Annotated in this window: 21 protein-coding genes, 1 tRNA gene and 2 pseudogenes; 21 read left to right on the forward strand and 3 right to left on the reverse strand. The window is 42.8% G+C overall.

Annotation, left to right across the window (positions count from 1 at the left end):
- Positions 1-132 precede the first annotated feature (132 nt).
- The 4 genes from ACE3JL_RS12690 to ACE3JL_RS12705 all read left to right on the forward strand — a co-directional run bounded on the left by ACE3JL_RS12690 (position 133) and on the right by ACE3JL_RS12705 (position 2458).
- Positions 133-624: a hypothetical protein gene (locus tag ACE3JL_RS12690; protein ID WP_271992474.1), complete on the forward strand. Its 492-nt coding sequence runs from the start codon at positions 133-135 to the stop codon at positions 622-624.
- Positions 625-705: 81 nt separating this feature from the next.
- Positions 706-1458 carry a class I SAM-dependent methyltransferase gene (locus ACE3JL_RS12695; RefSeq protein WP_375329611.1) on the forward strand — a complete coding sequence of 251 codons (753 nt, stop codon included), beginning with the start codon at positions 706-708 and terminating at the stop codon, positions 1456-1458.
- 49 nt (positions 1459-1507) lie between these two features.
- Positions 1508-2035 carry a hypothetical protein gene (locus tag ACE3JL_RS12700; RefSeq protein WP_271992472.1) on the forward strand — a complete coding sequence of 176 codons (528 nt, stop codon included), beginning with the start codon at positions 1508-1510 and terminating at the stop codon, positions 2033-2035.
- 24 nt (positions 2036-2059) lie between these two features.
- Positions 2060-2458 (forward strand): hypothetical protein, encoded by a 399-nt coding sequence (locus ACE3JL_RS12705; RefSeq protein WP_375327622.1) that lies wholly within the window; start codon positions 2060-2062, stop codon positions 2456-2458.
- Between the two features lie 12 nt (positions 2459-2470).
- Here ACE3JL_RS12705 and ACE3JL_RS12710 read toward each other — a convergent pair.
- Positions 2471-5409, reverse strand: a pseudogene (locus ACE3JL_RS12710) (response regulator).
- Positions 5410-5514: 105 nt separating this feature from the next.
- Between ACE3JL_RS12710 and ACE3JL_RS12715 the strand changes: the two are divergent.
- Complete coding sequence (locus ACE3JL_RS12715) at positions 5515-6177, forward strand: class I SAM-dependent methyltransferase (protein ID WP_375327623.1); 663 nt, start codon at positions 5515-5517, stop codon at positions 6175-6177.
- A 103-nt stretch (positions 6178-6280) separates the two neighbouring features.
- Here the strand turns inward: ACE3JL_RS12715 and ACE3JL_RS12720 are convergent.
- Positions 6281-6367: transfer RNA gene (locus ACE3JL_RS12720), tRNA-Ser, on the reverse strand.
- 61 nt (positions 6368-6428) lie between these two features.
- Between ACE3JL_RS12720 and ACE3JL_RS12725 the strand changes: the two genes are divergently transcribed.
- The 15 genes and pseudogenes from ACE3JL_RS12725 (at position 6429) to ACE3JL_RS12795 (ending at position 23638) form a co-directional block, all read left to right on the forward strand.
- The gene (locus ACE3JL_RS12725) at positions 6429-7370 is read left to right on the forward strand and encodes a homogentisate phytyltransferase (protein WP_375327624.1); all 942 of its coding nucleotides are present in this window, start codon (positions 6429-6431) and stop codon (positions 7368-7370) included.
- Entirely contained in the window at positions 7367-9640 is a 2274-nt protein-coding gene (locus ACE3JL_RS12730) for a hypothetical protein (protein WP_375327625.1), read from the forward strand. The genes ACE3JL_RS12725 and ACE3JL_RS12730 overlap by 4 nt, the downstream gene beginning before the upstream one ends.
- A 166-nt stretch (positions 9641-9806) precedes the next feature.
- Complete coding sequence (locus ACE3JL_RS12735) at positions 9807-10175, forward strand: 2Fe-2S iron-sulfur cluster-binding protein (protein WP_271992461.1); 369 nt, start codon at positions 9807-9809, stop codon at positions 10173-10175.
- Between the two features lie 14 nt (positions 10176-10189).
- On the forward strand, positions 10190-11011 hold the full coding sequence (locus ACE3JL_RS12740; protein ID WP_271992460.1) for an inositol monophosphatase family protein: 822 nt from the start codon (positions 10190-10192) through the stop codon (positions 11009-11011).
- 37 nt (positions 11012-11048) lie between these two features.
- Positions 11049-11990, forward strand: a complete 942-nt coding sequence (locus tag ACE3JL_RS12745; RefSeq protein WP_271992458.1) for a J domain-containing protein — start codon at positions 11049-11051, stop codon at positions 11988-11990.
- Between the two features lie 38 nt (positions 11991-12028).
- Positions 12029-13246, forward strand: a complete 1218-nt coding sequence (locus ACE3JL_RS12750) for an ATP phosphoribosyltransferase regulatory subunit (protein WP_271992457.1) — start codon at positions 12029-12031, stop codon at positions 13244-13246.
- Positions 13247-13630: 384 nt separating this feature from the next.
- Positions 13631-14746: a TIGR03032 family protein gene (locus tag ACE3JL_RS12755; RefSeq protein ID WP_375327626.1), complete on the forward strand. Its 1116-nt coding sequence runs from the start codon at positions 13631-13633 to the stop codon at positions 14744-14746.
- Positions 14747-15108: 362 nt separating this feature from the next.
- A complete protein-coding gene (locus ACE3JL_RS12760) occupies positions 15109-15348 on the forward strand; it encodes a hypothetical protein (protein WP_375327627.1) in 240 nt (79 codons plus the stop codon).
- A gap of 40 nt (positions 15349-15388) precedes the next feature.
- On the forward strand, positions 15389-15871 hold the full coding sequence (locus ACE3JL_RS12765; RefSeq protein WP_375327628.1) for a hypothetical protein: 483 nt from the start codon (positions 15389-15391) through the stop codon (positions 15869-15871).
- 21 nt (positions 15872-15892) lie between these two features.
- Positions 15893-16855, forward strand: a complete 963-nt coding sequence (locus ACE3JL_RS12770; RefSeq protein WP_375327629.1) for a hypothetical protein — start codon at positions 15893-15895, stop codon at positions 16853-16855.
- A 50-nt stretch (positions 16856-16905) separates the two neighbouring features.
- Positions 16906-17262 carry a hypothetical protein gene (locus ACE3JL_RS12775; RefSeq protein ID WP_375327630.1) on the forward strand — a complete coding sequence of 119 codons (357 nt, stop codon included), beginning with the start codon at positions 16906-16908 and terminating at the stop codon, positions 17260-17262.
- 21 nt (positions 17263-17283) lie between these two features.
- The gene (locus ACE3JL_RS12780) at positions 17284-18327 is read left to right on the forward strand and encodes a hypothetical protein (protein ID WP_375327631.1); all 1044 of its coding nucleotides are present in this window, start codon (positions 17284-17286) and stop codon (positions 18325-18327) included.
- A gap of 413 nt (positions 18328-18740) precedes the next feature.
- Positions 18741-21005 (forward strand): ELWxxDGT repeat protein, encoded by a 2265-nt coding sequence (locus ACE3JL_RS12785; protein WP_375327632.1) that lies wholly within the window; start codon positions 18741-18743, stop codon positions 21003-21005.
- A 623-nt stretch (positions 21006-21628) separates the two neighbouring features.
- Positions 21629-22877, forward strand: a pseudogene (locus ACE3JL_RS12790) (ISNCY family transposase).
- A gap of 332 nt (positions 22878-23209) precedes the next feature.
- Positions 23210-23638 (forward strand): hypothetical protein, encoded by a 429-nt coding sequence (locus ACE3JL_RS12795; RefSeq protein ID WP_375329612.1) that lies wholly within the window; start codon positions 23210-23212, stop codon positions 23636-23638.
- Positions 23639-24019: 381 nt separating this feature from the next.
- Here ACE3JL_RS12795 and ACE3JL_RS12800 read toward each other — a convergent pair whose 3' ends face one another.
- The gene (locus tag ACE3JL_RS12800; RefSeq protein WP_149989937.1) at positions 24020-25213 is read right to left on the reverse strand and encodes an IS4 family transposase; all 1194 of its coding nucleotides are present in this window, start codon (positions 25211-25213) and stop codon (positions 24020-24022) included.
- Between the two features lie 414 nt (positions 25214-25627).
- Between ACE3JL_RS12800 and ACE3JL_RS12805 the strand changes: the two genes are divergently transcribed.
- A complete protein-coding gene (locus tag ACE3JL_RS12805; protein ID WP_375327633.1) occupies positions 25628-26704 on the forward strand; it encodes a DUF4351 domain-containing protein in 1077 nt (358 codons plus the stop codon).
- Positions 26705-26813: the final 109 nt, after the last annotated feature.

The raw sequence follows: 26813 nt of genomic DNA on the forward strand, positions 1-26813 counted from the left end.
GGGTTTTGGGGAAAGAAAGATGTATCTTAATATTAGAGAGGATTTTAAAAAAAGATTAAAAGTCTTCGACAATACCCTAAACTTAAATCTTATCGTTTCCCCGAAGCTATTAACGGAAAGGAGTATCAGGTTATGACGGTGGAAAATCTAGAAACGAACGGGACTCAAACCCCAGCAACTACAGAAGAAAAAACCAGCAGCTCGCGCGGTAAAGCTACTACAGCTAAAACCGCCAAGGATAAAGAAGTGGTCGCTCTTTCGGTCAAAGGTAGTGCCGATAAGGAATCCAAGGGATTAAAACTCTATCAACCCGAAGACCGACTACCGGAAAATCGTCCCATCGGTACTAGCCATCTTCATTTTAAAGAAGATGAAATGTTACCGGGAGGCCGTCCCGTGGAAGTTAGCCATCTGAAAGTGGTTAGTACCTATTCTTCCGTCGGTAGCGCTCGTCCTGTGGTATCCAGTGGGATGGAAGTTAGCAGCACCCTAGCGATCTCCGGCAATCGTCCAATCGCTCTCAGTCATCTGCACATTAGCGAAACTTATACAGTCATGGGCAATCGTCCCGTTGCTTCCAATGAAATCGATGATCCCGAAACTTTAATGGGATTTTTAGACTAAATTGCTTTGTTGATCAAGATGGATGTTTTCCCTGTCCCCGACGGGGAATTTATTTTTTCTAGCCCACCGTTTTTAATCCCGATGCTGTTTAAGCAAAAATTTTTCTTAATTGTCTCGTTTCTAATAGTGGTTTTCTGCGGTTTCGGATTATTAAATCTTACCTACGATGCTTCAGTTTCAGCGCAGCAGCAATATTATCAGATTCGATCGCTTCATAGTCGCGATGGTATCGGTAAATTTTATCTAGGACGGGAAATCGCTAAAGTCATGGGACACCAAGAAATGTTATGGTTAGAACGTCCTAGTCGCCGTTTCACAGAAAAACCCGATGATCTGATCACCGCACTACATCTAAAACCCACAGATCTAGTGGCAGATATCGGCGCAGGTACAGGTTATTTTAGTTTTCCTATGGCGAATTTAGTAGAACAAGTTTTCGCTGTCGATGTGCAACCGGAAATGTTAGGGGCAATTGATTTTTTAGCCGAGGAAAACCAAGTTAAGAATGTCACCACAATTCTCGGGACAGAAACCGAGCCTAAATTGCCTATAAATGCGATCAATTTAGCTTTAATGGTGGATGCTTATCACGAGTTTTCCTCTCCCCGCGAGATGATGGACAATCTGGTCAAATCCTTAAAACCTGATGGTAGGGTGGTATTAGTAGAATACCGTCGTGAAAACCCTCTGATTCCCATCAAGGCCCTTCATAAAATGACCCGCAGACAGGTAGAAAAAGAAATGGCCGCCGTCGGTTTAGTGCCAGCAGAAATTATCGAGACTTTGCCCCAACAACATTTAATGATTTTCCAAACGGCTGATTCTTCTGGTTAATTTTATCGGCAAGCTTGGGTATCATAAGATTGTCTAGGTAAAGAGGTACATGAAAATGGACATCGATGATCGAGTAGATTCTCTCTATAAACTAGCTAGAAATTATCCAGATAATCGGGAGTTAAAAGAAGCGGTTGCTGTAATTAAGTCCCTGCGAAGCTCTCAAGGACAATATAAACGATGGAATCAGCAATATCGAGATGATAATAGTCATTTAAAAGACCAAATTGTTGAAATATCTGCCACTAATATTGACCTGCAAAAAGAATTAGATTCTTTAACTTCAGAAATGCGGAATTTAACTGAAGAAAAAGCCAAAATTACGGCGGAGAGAGAGAAAGTTATTGCTGAATTAAAACAGATCGAAATGGAAGTAAAAGTGGCGGCTCATAATGTCCGTAGTACCAAGTCTGTATATGGAAAGCTAACTATTTTATGGACTCTAGTGAAATCTCTATTTCTCGATGATAACTGGGAAGATTTTGGTTCGATCGATAATAACTTGCCTTCCGATCCTGACCGGCCACAAATGGGGAGTGGTCAGTCAAATATCAACAAATCTTTGCTAGATAAATAAATCAGTTAAGGAGTAAAATCAATCATGTCTAGAATCAGTAAATTAATTGCTAACCTAGAAGATTTGCACCAGCAGGATCTAAAAAATGCCGCCCAAGTTTACGGAATTACGGCCACTTTGACGGTTCGCTTGCAAGAGGTTTTAAATAGTTTAAGCGATCATGATTTAAATATTGCCCATAAGTCTTTGCCCGAAGGAAATTTAACTAAAGATGATATTATCTCCCTTTACGGTAACTATAATAATGCCTATAAAGCCTATAAAGAAGCCTACAATATTAAATGCTCAAAGGGATGGAAGGCATTTTTACAAGCGATTCATGGTTTAAAACCTCCCAGTCCTTCTCTTAGTTTAGAGCAGCGGGTTGAACAGTTAGAGAAAACGGTAAAAACCTTAGTGGAAATTCTCCTCGATAAAACTTAAATCCAACTGAACTTAATCCACGGAATTTTCTTTCTGGATTAATACCTCACCAGCGATTAAACGTTGGGCTGCTGAAAGTAAAACATCCTCAGTATAGGGCTTGACAAAATAACCCTTTGCCCCTTTAGCGGCGGCGAGATGCTGCATTTTTTGCGTCCCGCGCGAGGTAATTATCGCCACTGGTATCCCCTGAAGTTGTTCATCCTCTTGCAGATGAGAGAGCAATTCTAACCCATTCAGGCGAGGCATTTCGATATCGCAGAGAAACTGTCAATAATCGTTGTATCGGGGGATCAAGACGGGTTAGGAGTCGCTTTAATACTATTAGCTAGTAACACCTCCCCCGCAATCATTCTTTCAGCTGCCGAGAGTAAATCTCTTTCCGTGTAGGGTTTGGTAAAATAGCCACTAGCTCCTAATTTCGCCGCCACCTGACGATGACGTTCCGAGCCTCGGGAGGTCAACAAAGCCACGGGAATCGCCGCTAATCGGGGGTCTTTTTGCAAATTAGACAGTAATTCTAGGCCATTCATGCGGGGCATCTCGATATCGCAGAAAACGATATCACAGGGCAAACCGCCGCGTAATTTTTCCCAAGCTTCTTGACCATCCCGGGCCTGTTCCACACGATAACCGGCTTTACTAAAGCTTAAAGAGAGCAATTCCCGGACAGTAATCGAATCATCGACAATCAGAACCATAGCCTCGGATTTTTGGCTAATTTCCACATCTACAGGCGGTACAGGTTGGGGCAAAAGACCAACGTTATCGATACGCAGACGACCTCTAGCGATGTCGATTAACTCTAACACATCGCCGATCGGCATCACCGTACCATCGCCTAAAACCGTCGCCCCAGCAATCCCCGGCGTTTTCGGAATCGGTCCTTCAATCTGTTTGATCACGATCTCCTGTTCCCCGATCACTTGATCCACCTGTACCGCAAGGAGATTATTACCACCACGCAGGATCACGATCGAAAAAGAGTCTTCCTCCTGTTTGCCAGTGTAGAAACTACCGCGACTTAGTTGCCGATTGTAGGAAAGCAATTCCCTTAAGGGTCGGAAGGGTAGTAAAGTATCTTGCCAGAAAACGCAGCACCGTCCCTCCTGATCGATTTGCATCTCGCTGGCCCGGAAATCCTTCATATCTTCCACTCCGTCCATGGAGAAACCGATGCGCGCATGATTACTAACACAACAGAGGGCCTTACAGATACTTAGGGTTAGGGGTAAACGGATGGTAAAAGTGGTTCCTTTCCCCAGTACCGAGTCAATAGTAATCGTCCCGCGCACGTCGATTAAACTGGTACGCACCACATCTAAACCCACCCCACGACCAGAAAAATCATCGGCCTGATCTTTGGTACTAAAACCGGGGTGAAAGAGAAGTTCATAGACTTCTTGGGGACTGAGGTTTTCCGCTTCCCGATCGCCGATCAGTCCCTTTTCGATCGCCTTGCGTTTCACCTGATCAGCATCAATACCGGCCCCATCATCACCAACGGTGATCACGGTTTGATTGCCCTGTAGGAATGCCCGAACCCAGATGGTTCCGTGGACAGGTTTCCCTTTGTCCCTACGTTCTTGGAGTGATTCAATACCGTGGGTGATCGCATTGTTAACCAGATGGATCATGGGACTATTGAGATGTTCAAGGATCATCTTATCGATGAGAACATCACCCCCCTCCACTTTTAATTTGGCTTGTTTATGCAGTTTTAGGGAAATATCATGAATTGCCCGGGGTAGATGATCAGCAGTTTCACTAAAGGGAACCATGCGCGATTTAGTCATCCCTTCCTGTAGTTGGGTGGTGGCCTGTCGCAGACTGCGCGTCACCCGATCGGTTTCATCGACGACAAATTGAATATCAGAGGTCGATTCTCGCACGCGCACGATCAATTCGATCATCTCTTGGGATAATAAATGGAAATCGGTAAAACGATCGATCTCTAGGGCATCTAGTTCGCCAGTCATGGACGAATCACCCTGATTTTCTCCCTTAACTTTACCGTAACCGATGGCAGCGCCAGAATTGTTACTAGCCAGTAAAGCCCCTTCTAGGAGGGTTCTTTCATAGAGATCTTGCATCCGAATGCCCACATCGCTCAGATTTTGGACGCAGGTTAGCAAATTGTCTAAAAAGAGACGCAGGCGCTCCTGTTCCTCTTCAATGCGATTGCGTTTAACCACCAATTCCCCGATCAGATTACTAAGGTTATCCAATTGTTTGATCGGCACCCGCATGGTCTGTTCAAAAGCTTTACTGACAAGGGGACGCAGGTTATTTGATCCCACTGGTGGACTAAAACTAGCAGCCGGATTTGTTGCCATCACCTGATTGCTTTCTTCGAGAAGTTTTTCTAAATCGTTAAATTCATCCTCTAGAAGACTTTCTGGCGCAATTTCCAGTGATTCTAGTCCTTGGCGAAGTTCTGTCTCAGCCACCGGATTCGCTGCTGGGGATTCCCAGAGGAGAACCTCTAGAGATTCAAAGATCTCTGCTAGTGGCAATTGCGCTGGTGGTGTCGGTTTTTCTAAAAAAGCTTCTAAGTCTTCAAGGCTGTCGTAAAAATTAGGGTGGCTGATGGTTATAATTGCTTCTGAGTCTGGAGCTGCTGCATTTTCTAGCAGCAGATATGCGAGATCATCCCCATCTTCCGGTTCTGCCTTGGGAGCAGGCTCACGGGTAGAATAAAGATTATTAGTTGGAGCATCTTGCCAATTGATGCTATTGCCAAACAGTTCCTCTAATTCCTGTTCTGAGGTCAAGGAAAACGGAATTTGGCTAAGAGAGTCCCCAGAACTGGCTGCTGGAGAGGCACTCTGCTCCCATAAAAAGCTGAGTTCGTCTAGAGCCTCATTACCGTCGGTGTCTTTGTCTTCTAAACTCTCTAACAACTGTTCGAGATCTTCGTTAAAGAGATGATCCGAGTCGGGTTTCATCATGATTTGCTTCCTGCCAAGTCTTCCTGTTGGTTAACCAATACGGTCTCTCTAGCTTCAGATTACCCAGAATTTTACTCGATAACTCTATTCTTTAGCAATTTTTTTATGGCTAATCAAACTCTTGGACTCGATCGACAATTTTACTCCTATTATCAATCTATCTGTCTGCGAGAATCTCCGATTTTAGCTCAATTACGTCAAGAAACTGCCTCTCAACCCCTGGCAGTCATGCAGATTGCCCCCGAACAAGGTCAGTTTATGGCTTTTTTGGTACAGGCGATCGGAGCGAGAAAAACCCTAGAAATAGGGGTTTTTACTGGTTATAGTGCGCTAGTGGTGGCCTTAGCTTTACCCCCCCAAGGCAAGGTCATCGCCTGTGATCTTAGCGAAGAATATACCAGTATAGCCCGTCGTTATTGGCAGCAGGCCGGTGTCGCTGATAAAATCGATTTAAGAATTGCCCCAGCCCTGGAGACTCTAGATCTATTAATCGCCGGGGGAGAAAGTAATAGTTTTGATTTTGTCTTTATCGATGCCGATAAAAGTAATTATGATTGCTACTACGAACGGGCGTTACAATTGGTCAGAAGCGGCGGAATTATCGCTATTGATAATGTTTTTTGGTCAGGACGGGTAGCGACGGCCCATAGCAATGATAATCGCACCAAAATTATCCGTTCCCTTAATGCCAAAATTCAGCAGGATAAACGGGTCAATATCAGTATTATTCCTATTGGTGATGGTTTGACCCTGGCCATGAAACAGTGAAGAAGTTGGGGAGAGTAGAAAAGCTTTTGCTCTTGCGGAAACCACCCAGGACGACGCTATATCCCTTAAGCTCCTTAACGACAGCACTAAGTTATCAGTTCCACGGAGAGGGTGGGATTTGAACCCACGTTAGGTGTGACCCTAAAGCAGATTTCGAGTCTGCCGCATTCAACCACTCTGCCACCTCTCCACAGGGTTTGAGTCTGGATTATCATTTTAACAGATTACTTGTCCTAGGATTGATTTTTTTTATGAATCAAGCTCCTTTTCTTCCAGTTAACCATCCCGGGCCTAACTTTCTCCACCGGTTAGGGAGTCTCTGGAAATTTTCCCGTCCCCATACGATTATCGGCACTTCTTTAAGTGTTTTAAGTCTGTATTTAATTGCTCTGGGCAATATTAGCGATTTTTTTAGCCATTGGCCAGTTTTATTGCTCACTTGGGTCGCTTGTCTTGCAGGTAATGTCTATATCGTCGGTTTAAATCAGTTGGAAGACATTGACATCGATAAAATCAATAAACCCCATCTTCCCCTAGCAAAGGGCGAATTTTCTCGGCTAACAGGCGGATTAATCGTGGGTTTTACTGGTATTTTAGCAGTTATAATGGCTTTTATCGGTGGTTTTTGGCTGTTAATCACCGTGGGGATTAGTTTACTCATCGGTACTGCCTATTCCTTGCCACCAGTGCGTTTAAAACGCTTTCCCCTCTGGGCAGCCTTCTGTATTTTTACCGTCCGGGGTGTTATCGTTAATTTAGGTCTTTTTCGCCACTACAACACAGTTATTAATCAAAACCAGTCTATCTATCCCTCAGTCTGGATTTTAACAGCTTTTATTCTCGTTTTCACCGTTTCGATTGCTATTTTTAAGGATGTTCCTGATCTAGAAGGCGATCGCATTTACCAAATTACCACTTTTACCCTGCTTCTTGGCCACCAAAAAATCTTAATAATTTCCCTATTGACAATTTCTCTGTGTTATGCTGGGATGATTGCCGTCGGCCTCCTGGGGATAAGCGGAATTAATTCTTCTCTGGCCATTGTCGCCCATCTGCTCCTACTTCTTCTTCTGTGGTGGCGTAGTCGCAGGGTAAATTTAGAAGATAAAAGCGAAATCAGCCAATTCTACCAATTTATTTGGAGATTATTCTTCCTAGAATACCTTATATTCCCCCTTGCTTGTTTAATATGAAAATATCTCCTTTTTTAGCGGCCATTCCCTTACTTTTGCTAGGTGGTACAAGCGCACCTAGTCAAGAAACCATCGATCCGCAATTATTAACCGGCAACCTTCGTTTAACCCTGAAACATGGTGTTTGGAAACTGTGGCAAGATAAACCCGTTTATCAATATATTACCCTAGATTTAAGCTGCGATCGTGCCGTTTGTCAACCGTCGGTGTGGGGATACGCGCCGAAATTCAATAAAGAAGTGGATCACCAAGGTACGGTAAAAACGATTAAATTAGACAATGCTTGGCGGTTACAGGTGAAAATGAACATTCAAACTCACCCATGGCAAGCGGAAATCAGGGAAGCTATCTATAATATCGAAATTGTCCCCCACCAAGACCAACTCATCGGCAGTTATCAAGGCACTGTAGGGGGAAGAAGACTACAAAACCAAGTTAATGGCACAATTTCCCCTTTATGGCCTAATCCTGTCCCTAATCATCAACCCCTACAACCGCGAGAACATCCCCGTTTAATCTTTCGCAAGTCAGAATTAACTAATCTCAGAGAAAAAGCGAAAACTCCCATCGGTCAAACTATTATTGCCCAATTAAACAACAGTTTACAAGAAAAAATTTATTACGATGGTTATGTTCCTAATGGCGGTTATCATGCCACAGGTCATTGTTTTTTAGCAATTTTAAATCAAGATAGAAAATCAGCAGAAATCGCCTGGGAAATTATCGAAAAAACCCGTAAAAATCGGGGAAGAAGAATCTTAGAACAATCTCCAATTGTGGCTGGAGTCGCTCTCGCCTACGATCTTTGTTATGATCTTTGGGGAGAAAAGCGCCAACAGGAAATTACTCGCTGGTTATCCAGTGAAAGTAAAAAACTTCTCAAAGGTGATTCACCCAAAAATGGATGGAATGGAGACGCAGTTAGTAACTGGAATGCGCGGGCCAGAGGTGCAGCCGGTTTAGCTAGTTTAGCGATTCTCAAAGAAGATGTACCCCCCGATTCTCTCTATTATCCCTCGGCACAGGTGGAAATGGCCAAACGTCACATTGAACGCTATTTTACCACAGCGATCGGCGATCGAGGATTTGGCACAGAAGGAGATTTATACAGCACCGAACCCATGGTTCTCACTGTTTTTCCTTTTTTGCAAGGGTATCGAAATAGTCTCGGATTAGACTTAGTAACTGGTTCTTCGGCAGCCCAATTAATCCCCCATTATTTAACCAGAATTGTCCCTAAAAATGGTCAATTATTGATTCCTGCTTATGGCAGACATCAGATGTTTGTAGGGGTATCTTTATTAACTGCCGGATTGGGAATTACAGATAAATCATTGCTACCGGCGCTAAAATGGCGACTACAAGGTCAAGAAAAACAACTTTTTCACCCCCATTATCCCCATATTGCCCCTTTTCTTCTCGCTGCTTATCCATCTAATCTTACTCCCGAAAATCCCGAACGCCAACTTTCTAGGGTTTTAGTTGATCAACAAAAGGGATTTTATGCTTTTCGTAATCGCTGGCAAAATGAAGAGGATTTTGTCGCTAGTATCTATCTCAAACAGCAACCTTTTGTGGGGGGATGGTCTTTTCCTGATGTCGCTAGTGTGAGAATTTGGGGATTAGGAGGACATTGGGCGAGTTTTGAGGGGTCAGAAGGTGACTGGAACTCCGAAAATACGGTTATTTTCCCGAAAACACCGCCTTGGCGACAGGCAAAACCGATATCTTTTCAATCTAGTCCCGATGGTTCGGGAGTAATTACGTTAAAAACTGATAAAATCAGGGTTAAAGGAGCTAATTCACCCTTCGGCTCCGCTCAGAGTAAACCCGCAGAAGTAGCTCTAGTTCGCTCTTTCGCTGTCGATTACAGTCTCTCCTCTGGTTCCCCCGGATTATTCGTCTTGATGGATAAATTATTAAGTAAAGTCGATCAAACAGAATTTATTAATAAAACTTGGGTGATGAATACCCAGGGAAATGTCACTCTCGGAAACAATAGTTTTACTATCACTCAAAATGGCGCAAATATGCAGGGAACTTTTATAACTCCCGTGACTTTAAAAGTCGAGAAAACTAATGCGGGTGAGCGCATTTTAGCCACAGGTAGCGAGGAATTTTTTCTGGTGATGACCGTACAGAAAAGTCGTCCCCCAGCAGTTAAAATTGTCGGTAAGGGATTAGATGCAATCGTGCAAATTGGCTCCCAGGAAATCTCGATTATCGATGGTGCAGTTAGATTCAAAGAGATCAATTTTCAAGAGCCATAAAAATTAGCAAGTAGCCTCAAAAAAAATAACAGTTATCAAGAAATATTTGTCAAAATAATAACCATTTCAGTAATGATTTGTGATATAATCAAGATAGCTGATGAAAATAGACCATCAAATGAGGATAATCTAGAAATTATAACTATAATTTCCACCTAACTAAACTATGACTAAATATCATCAAATCACTGTTAACAATCGTCAGACGGGCGAAAAAATTACCACCACCGTTCCCGAGGATAACTATATACTCCACAGTCTGGAAAAACAGGGCTATCAATTACCCTTTTCCTGTCGCAATGGAGCTTGTACCAGCTGCGCGGTCAGAGTATTATCAGGAGATATCCATCAACCAGAAGCGATCGGACTATCCCCGGAATTAAAAGCCAGAGGTTATGCTTTACTTTGTGTCAGTTATGCTCGTAGCGATATGGAAGTAGCCACCCAAGACGAAGATGAAGTCTATGAACTGCAATTCGGTCGCTTTTTTGCCCGTGGGAAAGTGCGTTTTGGTTTACCCTTAGATGAAGAATAGATTAGGGATTAATCGTGCCAGATACCAGCAGCCAATTAGAAAAATACCTAGACATTGCCAGCGAAGCCGCCCTAGCGGCGGGAACAATTATCCTCGATAATTGGGGTAAAATCGAGACAATAGAAGAAAAAGGGCGATCGGGCGATTTAGTGACGGAAATAGATCGTCGAGCAGAAACAGAAATTCTCAAAATTATTGGCCGTCACTTTCCCAAACACGGGATTTTAGCAGAAGAATCGGGAAAACTGCCAGGGACAGATAGCGAGTATCTCTGGGCGATCGATCCTCTCGATGGAACCACCAACTATGCCCACGGTTATCCCGTATCCGTCGTCTCCATCGGACTACTGATCGCAGGGACAGCAGCAGTGGGAGTCATCTATAATCCCTTTAGAAAGGAACTATTTCGGGCAGCCCGGGGTTTAGGGTCCACCCTGAACCGTCGTCCCATCCATGTCTCCCGAACCAGTGAACTAGAAAAAAGTTTACTGGTGACGGGTTTTGCCTACGATCGCTGTCAAACCCAGGATAATAATTATGCCGAATTCTGTTATCTGACCCATCTGACCCAAGGGGTACGCCGCAGCGGTTCCGCTGCCAAAGACTTAACCGATGTGGCCTGTGGGCGCTTAGATGGTTATTGGGAACGAGGGATTAATACCTGGGATCTGGCCGCAGGAGTTATTCTGATCGAAGAAGCTGGCGGTAAAATTAGCGCCTACGATGAGAGTCCTTTTCTGATGGAAACGGGGCGAATCCTGGCTACTAACGGACAGATTCACACCCCCTTAAGCCAAGCTCTGCAAAAAGCCGCCTCTTGGAGCTTTCAGTTTTAATGGGATTATCATTTCAATTAAAGTTAGGAGCTGCTGTATGCCTTTTCCAATTTCCCAAGGATTATTTCAATATGATTTAATCGATCACTTCGCTATTTTAGGAGTCTCGATCGATGCCGAACAGGAGGAGATTCGCGAGCGTTACTTAAAAATCGTCTATAAACTCCATCCCGATACCTGCCGCATTAATACCCCCGCCGAAAGGGAACAGGCTAATCAGTTACTCTCAAAATTAGTTAACCCAGCCTACGAACATCTAGGCCACAAACTATCTCGGGAAGAATTTCGCCTTGTTTTAACACAAATGGGCAAGGCAATGGCCAAGGATTCGAGTAAAATAACTATCAGCAGTGAACCAGCTAGAAAATTAGCTCAGTCCACCGCTAACTATGAATTAGCCTATCAAAAAATCCTGCAATCTTTGGTAATCGATCAATATACCGCCCTAGAAAACACCTATCAGAAAATCGCCCAACTTAGTGAACTCAATCTGGTTTATCTAATTTTAACCGAAGGTCAGGGCAACAAGAAAACTATCCAGAAAGTCTTTATCTCCCAAGGCAATCCTCACCAGTCCGAGTTATTGGAAGCCACTGTCACGACGGCAGCTCCAGCTAAAGCCAAAGAATCGCCCCTAGAAGCCTATATTCGCCGCGCTCAAGCCTCTCTTGACCAAAATAATCCCGCCCAAGCTTTGCGAGAATTGCGCGATGCCCTGCGGGAAGAACCGGATAATAGCATCTGTCATGCCTTGCTTGGTTTAGCCTACCTGCAACAAAATCAACTATCCATGGCCCGGGTTCATATCAATCGCGCCTGGAAAGCCAACCCCCAAGATGCGACGGTGATTAAGTGCAAACGGGAACTAGATAAAGTAATTAATTCTAATACTGAAATGCAAGACCAGAAAGGACAAAAAAAGGAAGCAGATCCCAAGAGCGGTTTTTGGTCTCGATTTGGTGGTAAAAAGAATAAATAGGACTGACCAGTGCCACCGATTTTGATCAGCAAACTCTCATGATTCATCAACCCCCGGCGGGGACAAGGGATTTATTACCCCTAGAAGTTACCCAAAAAGGCTGGATTAACGATCGCCTTCAGTCTGTCTTTCAGCGTTGGGGCTATCAAAGGATCGTCACCTCCACTATTGAATGGCTCGATACCCTCACCGCAGGCGGTACGATCGATCCCAGCGCCGTGATCCAACTGCACGGGGATAGTCAAGGACTATCGGGATTACGCCCTGAATTAACCGCTTCCATCGCCCGCAGTGCCGTCTCCCGCATGAGTGGGGAGTCCTATCCCCAACGTCTCTGTTATCGGGCTAACGTTTTTCGTCGCCCTAGCGCCGGTTATCACGGTCGTCAAGTGGAATTCTATCAAGCAGGGGTAGAATTGCTCTTTTCTGGAGGTTTACTAGCTGATGCCGAGATTTTACTGCTCTTGGCTGACTGTTTCGATAGTTTGGCCGTCCCTAACTGGCAGATTATTTTAGGAGAAGCGGGTTTGACTCGTTCCCTACTTTCACCTTTTCCCGGTCCCTTGCGCGAACAGGTGAAACGCTGTTTAGCCCTCCTTGACTACGTTAGCCTCGAAAATCTTCCCTATCCCAACGAAACTCTCCGGCAGCAAGCCCGACAATTATTTCAGCTGCGCGGTAATCCTCACGATATCCTCGCACAAGTGGCAGCATTAGCCCAGGAAGAATCAGCCCAAAAGGCCGTTAATAACCTTAAATCCCTGGTAGAGCTACTTAATGCTGATCGCTCTAGTCCTTTCCCCCTAATTCTCGATTTAAGTCTCATTCAAACCTTTGATTACTACACCGGCATCGTTTTCAAAGCGGTTAGTGATCACCAGCAAAATCTCAGTATTTTAGGCCAGGGCGGACGCTACGATCAATTATTGGGCGTTTTTCATCCCCAGGGTCAATCGGCTCCGGGTATCGGTTTTTCCCTGAATATCGAAGAACTGCACGAAAGTTTATTATCAGGCCAGACTTTACCCACCCAAGCTCCTCCCCTCGACTGGTTGTTTATCCCTTTGGGTAATAACGCCCAGATAGCGACTTTTAGTAAAGCTCGCTCCCTTCGCACCAGTGATCCTAATCTGAGGGTGGCGATCGATTTAGGTGGTCGCAGCGAGGCAGAAATTCGCACCTATGCCCGCGATCGAATGATTAAAAATCTCGCCTGGGTGCAGGAAGATGGTTCCGTGAGCGAAGAATCTCTCTAAAAGGGGGGAAAAGCATCAAAAATTCCGCTGCCCGCTACTATAGGACTCTATCTAGGGGTTTGCGGCAAAAAGTAGGGGCGAAGCATTCGGGCAATAACCTATCGGTGAAACCGTAGATTTTTTATCCGAATGCTTCGCCCCTACAGGACGCGGGCCGATGAAGACGCAGGGTTTTGAAGCACAATTCTCTCAAAATCTTGCACCTGTTTCGCGAGAATAGACCTCGTTTCCACACATAAACCAGAAGAGCCATTCAAAAAACTTTATAAATAATATTGATTGGTTTGTTTATAATAACCCCCATTAATACCCACTGAAACCATAATAAATCATAGATAATAATCAATTTTAATAATTGATTATTATCTATACAAAAAAAACTCTATGGACAGCTTGCCGCCTAACAATAACCAGTTTTCAGATACTCAAGAGCCAGCAGCGAGTCAGTCTCAGCGCCAAGCAGTGCCAGTCAACTATGAGTACAGCCTCAATCTGCCGGAATTACTCAACCAGCTTGACCTCTCGGTATTGATTTCCACCTACCAAGCGGGACGAGTGGCCAGCATTGGCACTTATCAAGGACAAATGCGGGTGAGTTTCGCCCATTTTGACCAAGCGATGGGTTTAACCCGAACCGCTACTGGAATTGCTGTAGGCGCTCGTCAGGCAATTTGGAATTTACCCGCTAATCGAGAGATTGCCCCCCAGATTAAACCGGAAGGGGAACAGGATATCGCTTTTTTAGCCCGTTCCTCTCACCTCACCGGTCCGATTATGGGTCATGATTTGGCCTTTGGCAGTAATCGCCTTTGGGTGGTCAATACCCTATTTAACTGTCTGGCAACCATCGAAGGAAATTGGAGTTTTCTCCCCCAGTGGAAACCGCCCTTTATTACCGAGTTAGTCCCCGGAGACCGCTGCCACCTCAATGGCTTGGCTATGGCTGAAAATAGCGGCACTCCCGTATATGTAACGGCATTGGGGGAAACCAACAAGGAAAGCCTCTGGCGAGAGAATAAAGCCCAAGGTGGATGCTTAATTGATGTGCCGAGGGGAGAGGTGATTCTGCGGGGTTTAGCCATGCCCCATTCTCCCCGTCTTTACCAGGGTAATCTCTATTTTCTCAATTCCGGTTATGGAACCTTGAACCGTTGGCATCCCCAAACTGGTAGCACAGAAATCATCGCGGAATTGCCCGGTTTTACCCGGGGTTTAGACTGTTGGGAAGGTCACGCCTTTGTCGGGTTGTCCCAAGTGCGGGAAACGGCGATTTTTGGCGGTTTACCCCTGGATGAGCGGCGTAATCAATTGCGCTGCGGGTTGGCTATTGTCAATCTAGCTACCAGTCAACTGGTGGCAACTTTTTGGTTTAATAGCGGCGTGGAGGAGGTTTTCGCTGTCTCCGTGCTGCCGGGCTACCGCAACCCAGCGCTAATTGGACCGGATACCGACCTCGATGGCAGTCAATCGGTTTGGATGGTGCCTTCTTTAGGGACTTAACTGTTTAATTTTCGCCCTATTATTCAGGAAAAAATCATGTCAACGCCTTTTTTAGTTAAGTACCTAAGCAAAATTAATTACACATATCTAACCCCCTCTTGCCTTTTGCCTCTTGCCTTTTGCCTATCTTTACTAGGAAATTAATTTTGCACGACTACTTAAGGATATCTTCCCCGGTTTAGGTAGCTCCTCCCCCGGCAATTTGAGGGCATTATATAGTTTTACCAATAAATGTTAGAACAAAGATGTAGATTTAGGTTGCTCTAATGGGAAGTTTTGTGACGACAAGTAGCATTGATGATATTTATGGGGAATAATAGATTTAGATGAGTGCCTAACTTTCCAATTGGTAGCGACTTGCCATGAACCCAACAACCGCCAATTATGATGAACCTTGGAAAGAAGCATTAACCGAGTATTTTGAAGCGTTTTTATACTTCTTTTTCCCTGAAGTTCACCAATTAATCGATTGGACAAAAATTCCCGAATCCCTAGAAAAAGAACTGAAACGGATTACCGCTTCAGCAAAGACAAAAAAACGTTTCGCTGACAAACTCTATTCAGTTATCAGTTATCAGTTATCAGTTATCAGTTATCAGTGACTAATTGGAAGCAAGTAGCAATCCCTTTGCTATAATCGTCATGGCACACCTGAAAACAAAAGCGACTACTGGGAAGCTGCCAGAACGGGAACAGTGGAAGTGGAGATTAATCAGGGGATTATATGAAAAGGAGTTCGAGAGGGAACAGATAATTAAACTGTTTGAAATCATCGACCAGATGATGACTTTATCCCCTGAATTACAGTCAAGTTTAGAGAGTAAAATTAAACAATTTGAGGAGGAAAGAACCATGCCTTTAATGAGTAATATGGAGTTACGAGGGATAGAACGCGGCAAGGAAATTGGCAAGGAAATTGGCAAGGAAATTGGTAAGGAAATTGGTGCGTTAGAAAAGGCTCGTAACTATATTAAAACGGTGTTGAAAATGCGATTGGGTGACATTCCAATAGACATTGAGCAAGCTGTGGATAAAATTGCTGTATTATCGATTTTAGACGAGTTACTGAAATCGGCATTAACCGTTAATTCTTTTGATGAGTTGCATCAACTTTTAGAACAATAGTCTCAGTAATTTTCTTCTCCAATGAACCCAACAACCGCCAATTATGATGAACCTTGGAAAGAAGCATTAACCGAGTATTTTGAAGCGTTTTTATACTTCTTTTTCCCTGAAGTTCACCAATTAATCGATTGGACAAAAATTCCCGAATCCCTAGAAAAAGAACTGAAACGGATTACCGCTTCAGCAAAGACAAAAAAACGTTTCGCTGACAAACTCTATAAAGTCTGGTTACTCAGGGGTGAAGAAGTCTGGATTTTGATTCATATTGAAATTCAAAGCCAGTACGAAGAAAATTTCCCTCAGAGGATGTATATTTATAACTATCGTGCCTTTGATTTGTATCAGAAACCCGTTATCAGTCTCGCTATATTAGGAGATGAACGAGTAAATTGGCGACCAGATTCCTATAATTATACTATCGCTGGTTGTGAAGTCAGCCTCAAATTCCCAACAGTCAAATTACTAGACTATGAGGAAAGCTGGTCAGAACTAGAAACAAGTAGCAATCCCTTTGCTATAATCGTCATGGCACACCTGAAAACAAAAGCGACTACTGGGAAGCTGCCAGAACGGGAACAGTGGAAGTGGAGGTTAATCAGGGGATTATATGAAAAGGAGTTCGAGAGGGAACAGATAATTAAACTGTTTGAAATCATCGACCAGATGATGACTTTATCAACTGAATTGCAGACAAGTTTAGAGAGTAAAATTAAACAATTTGAGGAGGAAAGAACCATGCCTTTAATGAGTAATATGGAGTTACGAGGAATAGAACGCGGTAAAGAAATTGGAGCGTTAGAAAATGCTCGTGATTTTGTGAAAAAAGTTTTGGAAAACCGACTAGGCGATATCCCTGGAGATATTGGACAATGTATCAATGATGCTTCAGTTATTTCGGTTTTAGAAGAGATGTTAAAAGCCGCACTTATAGTAAATTCTTTTGAGGAGTGTAGGAAGTCTTTTAGTATTATCATAAATAAGTAGTGTGGGTAATACCTACCTTACTTAGTAAACTGTTTGAAATCATCGACAATATGATGACTTTATCCCCTGAATTACAGTCAAGTTTAGAGAGTAAAATTAAACAATTTGAGGAGGAAAGAACCATGCCTTTAGTAAGTAATATGGAGTTACGAGGAATCGAACGCGGTAAAGAAATTGGTAAGGAAATTGGTAAGGAAATTGGCAAGGAAATTGGCAAGGAAATTGGAGCGTTAGAAAAGGCTCGTAACTATATTAAAACGGTGTTGAAAATGCGATTGGGTGACATTCCAATAGACATTGAGCAAGCTGTGGATAAAATTGCTGTATTATCGATTTTAGACGAGTTACTGAAATCGGCATTAACCGTTAATTCTTTTGATGAGTTGCATCAACTTTTAGAACAATAGTCTCAGGAATTTTCTTCTCCAATGAACCCAACAACCGCCAATTATGATGAACCCTGGAAAGAAGCATTAACCGAGTATTTTGAAGCGTTTTTATACTTTTTTTTCCCTGAAGTTCACCAATTAATCGATTGGACAAAAATTCCCGAATCCCTAGAAAAAGAACTGAAACGGATTACCGCTTCAGCAAAGACAAAAAAACGTTTCGCTGACAAACTCTATAAAGTCTGGTTACTCAGGGGTGAAGAAGTCTGGATTTTGATTCATATTGAAATTCAAAGCCAGTACGAAGAAAATTTCCCTCAGAGGATGTATATTTATAACTATCGTGCCTTTGATTTGTATCAGAAACCCGTTATCAGTCTCGCTATATTAGGAGATGAACGAGTAAATTGGCGACCAGATTCCTATAATTATACTATCGCTGGTTGTGAAGTCAGCCTCAAATTCCCAACAGTCAAATTACTAGACTATGAGGAAAGCTGGTCAGAACTAGAAACAAGTAGCAATCCCTTTGCTATAATCGTCATGGCACACCTGAAAACAAAAGCGACTACTGGGAAGCTGCCAGAACGGGAACAGTGGAAGTGGAGGTTAATCAGGGGATTATATGAAAAGGAGTTCGAGAGGGAACAGATAATTAAACTGTTTGAAATCATCGACCAGATGATGACTTTATCAACTGAATTGCAGACAAGTTTAGAGAGTAAAATTAAACAATTTGAGGAGGAAAGAACCATGCCTTTAGTAAGTAATATGGAGTTACGAGGAATCGAACGCGGTAAAGAAATTGGCAAGGAAATTGGCAAGGAAATAGGCAAGGAAATCGGCAAGGAAATAGGCAAGGAAATTGGCAAGGAAATTGGTAAGGAAATTGGGGCGTTAGAAAATGCTCGTGATTTTGTCAAAACAGTTTTGCAAGTTCGCTTAGGTGAAGTTCCTTTAGATGTGGAACAATACCTGAATAAAGTTTCGGTACTATCTACATTACAAGAGATTGTTAAATTAGCAGCTACCGCTAATTCCATCGCAGAATTTAAGCAGTCTTTGGCAAAAATCCAATCCTAGAACTTCTTGAGAAACCGGGTTTCTTTGAGAACCTATTTAGAAACAGGGTTTCTTTGAGAAACCCTGTTTCTTGTCTTTGAGAAAACGGGTTTCTTGTAGTAAATGTTAATTTTTGTTATGAAAACCTTGAAAGGTTGACGATTCTTTGAGTAAAATAGCCGCAGTAATCTTTCTAGGTCAGCGCCATGACTTCTATTAATACCCACTGAAACCATAATAAATCATAAACAAAAATCAATGTTAATAATCGATTCTAATCTATACCAGAGATGAACGTGGGTTGGCTTAAGTACCTAAGCAAAATTAATGACACAAATCTAACCCCCCCTTGCCCCTTGCCTATCTCCACTAGGAAATTTATTCTGCACCACTACTTAACTGTTTAATTTTCACCCTTTATTCAGGAAAAAGTCATGTCAATCCCTTTTTTAGTGAAGGATATCTACCCCGGTTCCTTTGGTCCCTACCCCAGCAATCTGACGGCCCGGGGCAATACCCTGTTCTTTACTGCCTATGACAGCGTTAACGGTGAGGAATTGTGGAGGAGCGACGGCACAGCAGCCGGTACAGTTGCGGTCGCCGACATCAACCCCGGTGACTATGGCTCCTATCCCGGCAATCTGACGGTGGTGGGCAGTACCCTGTTCTTCCAGGCCTATGACAGCGTGAACGGTACTGAATTGTGGAAAAGCGACGGCACGGAGGCTGGCACGGTTCTGGTCAAAGATATCAACCCTGGTGACTCTAGCTCCTACTTCGACAATCTGACGGCGCTGGGCAATACCCTGTTCTTCACTAACGCTGGATTGTGGAAAAGCGACGGCACGGCGGCCGGTACGGTTTTGGTCAAGAATATCAGCCTCGACAATCTAACGGCAGTAGGCAACACCCTCTTTTTCAGTGCCAGAGGCGTTAGCGGTAATGAATTGTGGAAGAGCGACGGCACGGCGGCCGGTACGGTTCTGGTCAAGAATATCCGCCCCGGTTCCTCTAGCTCCGACCCCCGCTATCTAACAGCAGTGGGCAACACCCTCTTTTTCACTGCGGATAACGGCGCAAACGGTCGGGAATTGTGGAAAAGCGACGGCACGGCCGCGGGTACGGTTTTGGTCAAGGATATCGGACTCGGTTCCTCTTACTTCCCCCCCAGCTATCTAACGGCAGTGGGTAATACCCTCTTTTTCCGTGCTTTTGACGGCGTGAACGGTCAGGAATTGTGGAAAAGCGACGGCACGGCGGCTGGTACGGTTCTGGTCAAAGATATACGCCCCGGTCCCGGTGGCTCCCTTGACTTCTTCACCCAGATGACGGCGGTGGGCAACACCCTGTTCTTCACTGCTTTTGACAGCGTGAACGGTACTGAATTGTGGAAGAGCGACGGCACGGCGGCCGGTACAGTTCTGGTCAAGGATATCAACCCCGGTTACGATAATCCCTTTAGTGGTCTCAACCCCCAAAATCTGACCGCAGTGGGCAATACCCTGTTCTTCACTGCCGATGACGGCGTGAACGGTCGGGAATTGTGGAAAAGCGACGGCACGGAGGCGGGTACGATTCTGGTAGGCGACATCCGCCCCGGTTCCTCTAGCTCCGACCCCCAAAACCTGAGAGTAGTGGGCAGCACCCTGTACTTCACTGCCGATGACGGCGTGAACGGTCGGGAATTGTGGGCCGTGAGTGGTCCCGCAGTTCCCACCCTCGCCATTGCCGCCACCAATGCCAGTCAAACCGAGGGCAACAGTGGCAGTAAAGCCTTTACCTTCACCGTCACTCGTTCGGTTATCACCACGGGAACCAATAACGTTGACTGGGCAGTTACTGGCAGCGGCAGCAATCCCGCCAATGCCACTGATTTTGTTGGGGGATTGTTACCGTCAGGAACCGTGAGTTTTGCGACGGGGGAAACCAGTCAAGTAATTACTGTTAACGTTCAGGGAGATACAACGGTAGAACCAGACGAAAACTTTACCGTCACCCTCTCCAATGCCACCAACGGAGCTACTATTACCACCGCTACTGCTATTGGCACTATCAATAATGATGACTTTATCGGTACTTCTGGTCCAGACACCCTTGTGGGAACCTCTGGAGCAGATGCCTTGACTGGATTAGCCGGAAACGATATTTATACAGTAAATAACGCCGGGGATTTAGTCATCGAAGCTCTCAACGAGGGAACCGATACCGTGCAAGCTTCCATTTCCTATACTCTTCCTAACAACGTGGAAAATCTCCTTCTCACTGGTACTGGTAATCTTAATGGCACGGGTAATGCCTTAAATAACCAGATTACAGGGAATAGTGGCAATAATAGCCTAATTGGCGGCGCTGGAATCGATACTTTAACTGGTGGTGCTGGTGCTGACAATTTTGTTTTCAACAGTCCCAGCGAAGGATTTGATTGGATGATGGACTTTAGCACCTCTCAAGGTGATGTTATCAATGTTTCTGCCACTGGTTTTGGGGGTGGACTGACTGCTGGTCCTTTGATTCCTGCACAATTCCGTTCTGCTGCGGGAGCCAATAGCGCTGCTACTGCAACTCAAAGATTTATCTACAATACTGCCAATGGTAGTTTATGGTTTGACGTAGATGGTGTTGGTGGCACTGCTTCGGTTCGACTCGCAAATCTTGTTGGTATTCCAACCCTCACTGCAGCCAATATTTCTGTTATCTAATCTATCCCTGTCCATCCCCTGCGGCGAATCGGACAATTGTTGATTTTTGCAGGAAAATTAGGCCAGCATCAATAATCAATAAGGGTGTGTTAGCTAAGGCTAACACACCCTTATTACTGGACTTCCCCGTTTACAAAAGGCCATAATACTAAATCCAGTTATTAAAAACTGATTATTTATTCCCTTTTTCCTCTTGCCTTTTGCCTCTTATCATAACTAGCCTGTACTCAACGGATTTAGTATAACCTGTGTAGGTTAGCAGCTACTATCAGTTATCAGTTATCAGTGACTAATTAGAAGCAAGTAGCAATCCCTTTGCTATGATAGCAGCAATTCTCATTTTGAAATAAATAGAGCATTAACCCCGATTTTGGCAAGGAAAATATAGTACGAAGCAACTATTTTCTAGAAGAGGCGAACAATAAAAAAAACAATTGGCTAGACAAATTAAGTATAAATACTCAAGCAATCAAAGAGGTTGGCTGAGAACGAACGGGGTTAAATCAGGAAGATAGTTCTGTTTTTAGAATAGGGAATTCAAGGGAAATAAAAATTTATAATTATTGTCAGCTAAGGTAAAATGGGTGAGATAGAAATCCACCAGCACGTCAAATTATTCCAAGATGGCTCAAAAAGCGGCAACCCTAGAAATTTCGGAATTAATGCAATTTTTACATCAAGAATTAGATGATTTACCCGATGAGAGGAAACCTGGAAATAATAGAAAATATGAGATAAAAGATGCCGTGATGGCTGCATTTTCAGTCTTTTTTACTCAGTCGCCGTCTTTTTTAGACCATCAACGTTTAATGAAAAGCAATAAGGGAAAAGATAATGCTGAAAGTTTATTTTCAATTAAAAAAATTCCTGGGGATAATCAAATAAGAAATTTGCTAGATCCAGTGCCAGCATCTAATATCTCTAGGACTTTTCAAAAAGTCTATGAATGGTTAAAAGAAAAGGGAGTTTTGAAAAAGTTTCTCTACTTAGATGGAGAAATATTAGTGGCGTTAGATGGCACAGAATATTTCTCATCAAAGAAAATTAATTGCCCTCATTGTAACTGTCGTAATCATCGAAATGGAACTACAACTTATTTTCATGGCTGTGTCACACCGATAGTAGTTTCTCCTAAGCAAAAACAAGTAATTAATTTAGAGCCAGAATTCATTAAAAAACAAGATGGACATCAAAAACAAGACTGTGAAAATGCGGCCGTTAAAAGATGGTTAAATAGGAATCATAAAAATAAGTATGGTTATCCTGTAACTCTTTTAGGAGACGACTTATATTCTCACGAACCTGTCTGTAAATTAGCGGTAAAACAAGGTTATAATTTTATTTTTGTTTGTTTGGAAACGTCGCATAAAACTTTATATGAATGGCTAGAATTTTTAGAAAAAAGTGGCGAAGTTAGGACCGTTGAAAAGAAACAATGGGATGGACGAAAAAATCTAATTTATCGTTATCGTTATGCTTCTAGAGTTCCCTTAAGAGAGGGGGACTCAAGTCTCGAAGTTAATTGGTGTGAAGTGACTGTTATTAATGAAAAAACCCAGAAAACTATCTACCAAAATAATTGGATAACTAATCATAAAATCACGGAAAATAATGTCGAAGAAATTGTCAAAGCTGGACGTAGCAGATGGAAAGTTGAAAATGAAGGCAATAACGTTCTTAAAAATCACGGTTATAATTTAGAGCATAACTTTGGTCATGGTCAGAATCATTTGTGCGAGTTCTTATTGTCTTTGAATTTACTAGCTTTTTTATTTCATACCGTGTTGGATTTAGTTAATTACACCTATCAAAAGATTCGTGAGCTATTAGTAACTAGGACTTCTTTCTTTAATGATATTCGTACCCTATTAAAATTTATTTGGTTTAAGAATTGGTCGGAATTTTTCTCATTTATTCTAACCGAATATGTCCCATTTAAAAAAGTAAATTCTAGTTAAAAATGTCAGAACTCTTGAAGGAGAAAAAGAAAATTGTTTATAAAAAAACTAAAAATTTTGTTAGAATTTCATCCAGATTTATGAGTTGAAATCGATTTTTCGTGGACAAAGTTCTTAAAACCTGTCTATCTCCAGCTTTGGATGATAATTATCTGTCAAAAAATCATGCTTCTACACAAGTTCTCTATTTAAATAAGAGAATTTTATCTGATTTTTTTCAAAATGAGAATTGCTGCTATGATAGTCATGGCACACCTGAAAACAAAAGCGACTACTGGGAAGCTGCCAGAACGGGAACAGTGGAAGTGGAGGTTAATCAGAGGATTATATGAAAAGGAGTTCGAGAGGGAACAGATAATTAAACTGTTTGAAATCATCGACAATATGATGACTTTATCCCCTGAATTACAGTCAAGTTTAGAGAGTAAAATTAAACAATTTGAGGAGGAAAGAACCATGCCTTTAATGAGTAATATGGAGTTGCGAGGAATCGAACGCGGTAAAGAAATTGGCAAGGAAATTGGCAAGGAAATTGGTAAGGAAATTGGCGCGTTAGAAAAAAGCCGTGATGACATAAAAACAGTTTTAACTGTGCGGTTTGGCGAGATTTCTTCAGAAATTGAAGAGATAATCGGGGCTCTTCGTTACTTGTTATGGTTCGATAGGGGGGCATAAATCGGCTAAACCCTTATCTGGCAAGAGACTTAATTGATTAGTTCGCTCTAGAGCAAAAACAATTGACAAAAATCGCCAAATGTCTTTCTATATAAGGGTTCCATCCCTTATACCCCCCGTCCATTGCATAACACCAACCGAAGAACCATAATCGGCAAAATGACTAACCCTACTATCTTAGAAGAGCTACTAAAATTAGCAGCTACCGCTAATTCTCTCGCAGAATTTAAGCAGTCTTTGGCTAAAATCAATATCTAGAAACTGGGTTTCTCTGAGTATTTAGAAACCGGGTTTCTTTGAGAACCTATTTAGAAACCGGGTTTCTTTGAGAAACCCGGTTTCTTGTCTTTGAGAAACCCGTTTCAAGGGGTGACAAGGCGACTAAAAGGCTTGCTGGATAAGGCGCATAGCCGTTAGACCCCTAGAAAAATCGGGGTGTTTTCCTGGCTTGAGGCGGATCAAAGAAAAGGCGAGTTCCGAGTACGCGTCCATCGACTCGATCCAGAAGCTCCCATAAGTACCTATCCAAAAATCGCTATGTCTTTCCGGACCGCGTTTCGCTTCTTTGGAGCGACAAATATAATCGCGAGTTCCCGATTTCTTGAGATTTTGACCACGGGTTGTATTCAAAGAGTAAGCGATAGCGATTAATAAAATTAAGGCGAGAAAGCGAGGCTCGCTCACTTTCGTTTTTTCAAGATTATATCCTCCCGTTTTACAATCTTTGAACATCGCTTCAATCCCGAATCGAGATTTATATAACTTGAGAGTTATCTCTAAAGATTCTAGGTTGGTCAATAAATACCAAGGCTCTTTAGACCCTTTAGTTCGATAACCTCTTTTCCAATAAGTTGCTAGGTTGAACCCCTCGATCTCATGGCTTTTCGTGTGGGTCACTCCCCGAAAGAAGTTTCGCTCGCCCCGGTTCGGTTCTAACTCGGAAAGGGCTTGATAGTTTTCTCCATCTTTCAATCGCGTGTAGGTACTTTTCTTTTGACGGAAGATAAAAGCTACACCTCTGTCGTCAAGCCACTTCCCTAATTGCGCTGACTGAAATTCACGGTCTCCCATTACGACGAGCGGATAGGGTTTCAACAACCCTAAGACTGGCTTGAGGAATTTTTTCTGTTCCCCGAGAGCGCTACTTCCTTTTTTATTCAGTAACACCCAATATACGGGCAAAGCTCTCCGACCACAAATCACACTGGCGACGAATAAATTTCTCCCCTTCCAATCGGTTCTATCTATGACGACTAATAATCTTCCCGCGTGTTTCAGTTTTTTGAGCCTTCTTCTTTGCTCTCGATTTTTATTTTTTCCGCTAAATTCTAGCTTGACGATCTGTTTGATCAAAGGAAACCACAAGAGTTTCACGTTTAGTTGCGGGAGCTTAAGAAATCTCTGCAAATTCCGTCTTCTACTTTCAAAGGTTATCGGTTGCGGGAAAAGAGCGGCCAGTTTCTCTAGTTGGACTATCCGATGACTTTGTAAGAGCAGGATTAGGAGCTGTAAGGTCAAATAGCTCGCCTCGCTAAGGTTCGCCTGTAAACAAGCCTGATAGAATGAAGGTAACATTTTAAAATTTTGAGTGGTTGTCCTAACCACTCTATTTCTTTAGGGGGTCGTTTGGCTAGACCCCCCGCTCTATCTAGCTTGTAGCCCCTCTGTCACCCCTTGAAGAAACCCGTTTTCTTGTAATCAATGTTAATTTTTGTTATAGAGGTATTGAAAAATCGACACTTGTTGGGCTAAAACTGTTAGAAATCAACTTTTGCAGTTAACGTCATGACTTCTACCCTTTTGTCGATTTTTCCTGCTATTGACGATGTTTTGTTTCATTTCGCTCAATCTGATGGATTTTGGGCGAATTTGGCAATCGCTGTAGGTTAAGGGGGTAAGGTCATAACAATCCGTTGCCAAAACCGACTTTTCAGAATACAATAGGGACGAGTAGTCATTCATCGCTCAGATTAGTTAAGATGATATTACATGACTAATAATATTGACCATGACCGATTATTTAAGGAGTTAATCTCCACCTTTTTTGTCGAATTTATCGAGTTGTTTTTTCCTCAATTGATGGATTATTTAGATAGGGAATCGATTACTTTTTTAGACAAAGAAGTATTTACCGATGTCACAGAAGGAGAAAGGTATGAAAGCGATTTAGTCGCACAAGTTAAGTTTCGAGAAAAAGAATCTTTTTTTCTGATTCATGTGGAGGCGCAGCAAAGTTCCCGCAAGTGGTTTAACCGGCGAATGTTTAGTTATTTTGCTCGCTTTCATGAGAAATTTGTCTTACCGATTTATCCGATTGTAATTTTTTCTTATTCAAAGCCAAAAAGAGAAGCGATTAGTCAATATGTAGTCGATTTTCCCGATTTAAAAGTCTTAGAATTTAACTATCAAGTAGTGCAGTTAAATCGATTAAATTGGCGAGATTTTCTTAATCAACCGAATCCGGTTGCTTCAGCTTTGATGGCGAAGATGAACATTGCCGAGAAAGAGCGAGCCAAGGTAAAAGCGGAATGTCTGCGCTTGTTAATTACTTTAAGGTTAAATCCAGCGAAAATGCAATTAATTTCTGGATTTATTGATACATATCTCAATCTTAATCCAGTGGAAGAGATACAATTTCAAGAAGAGATTAGCACATTTAGTCAACCCGTACAGGAGGGAGTTATGCAAATTACCACCAGTTGGATGCGTCAAGGTATTGAACTAGGTATCGAACAAGGTATTGAACAAGGTATTGAACAAGGTATCGAACAAGGTATCGAACGGGGTATTGAACAAGGTATCGAACGGGGTATTGAACAAGGTATTGAACAAGGTATCGAACAAGGTATCGAACAAGGTATTGAACGGGGTATTGAACAAGGTATCGAACGGGAAAAGACATTGATTATTCGTCAACTTAAACGCAAGTTAGGGGAGATTAATCCTTCATTGGAAACTAAAATAATGCAGTTAAGTATTGATGATGTAGAAGCATTAGGAGAAGCTTTATTCGATTTCTCTAAGGTTGAAGATTTAATCAATTGGTTAAATACTTTAACTGCCTAGCTTTGACGTTAGCGATCGCATCTTCGCAACAAATGAGAAAACGGGTCTCTTCGAGAAACCCGTTTTCTTGTAATAAATGTTAATTTCCGTTTTCTGCATTTAGAAAACG

This window comes from Microcystis sp. BLCC-F210 (genome assembly GCF_042134685.1).
Taxonomy (GTDB): Bacteria; Cyanobacteriota; Cyanobacteriia; order Cyanobacteriales; family Microcystaceae; genus Microcystis; species Microcystis aeruginosa_D.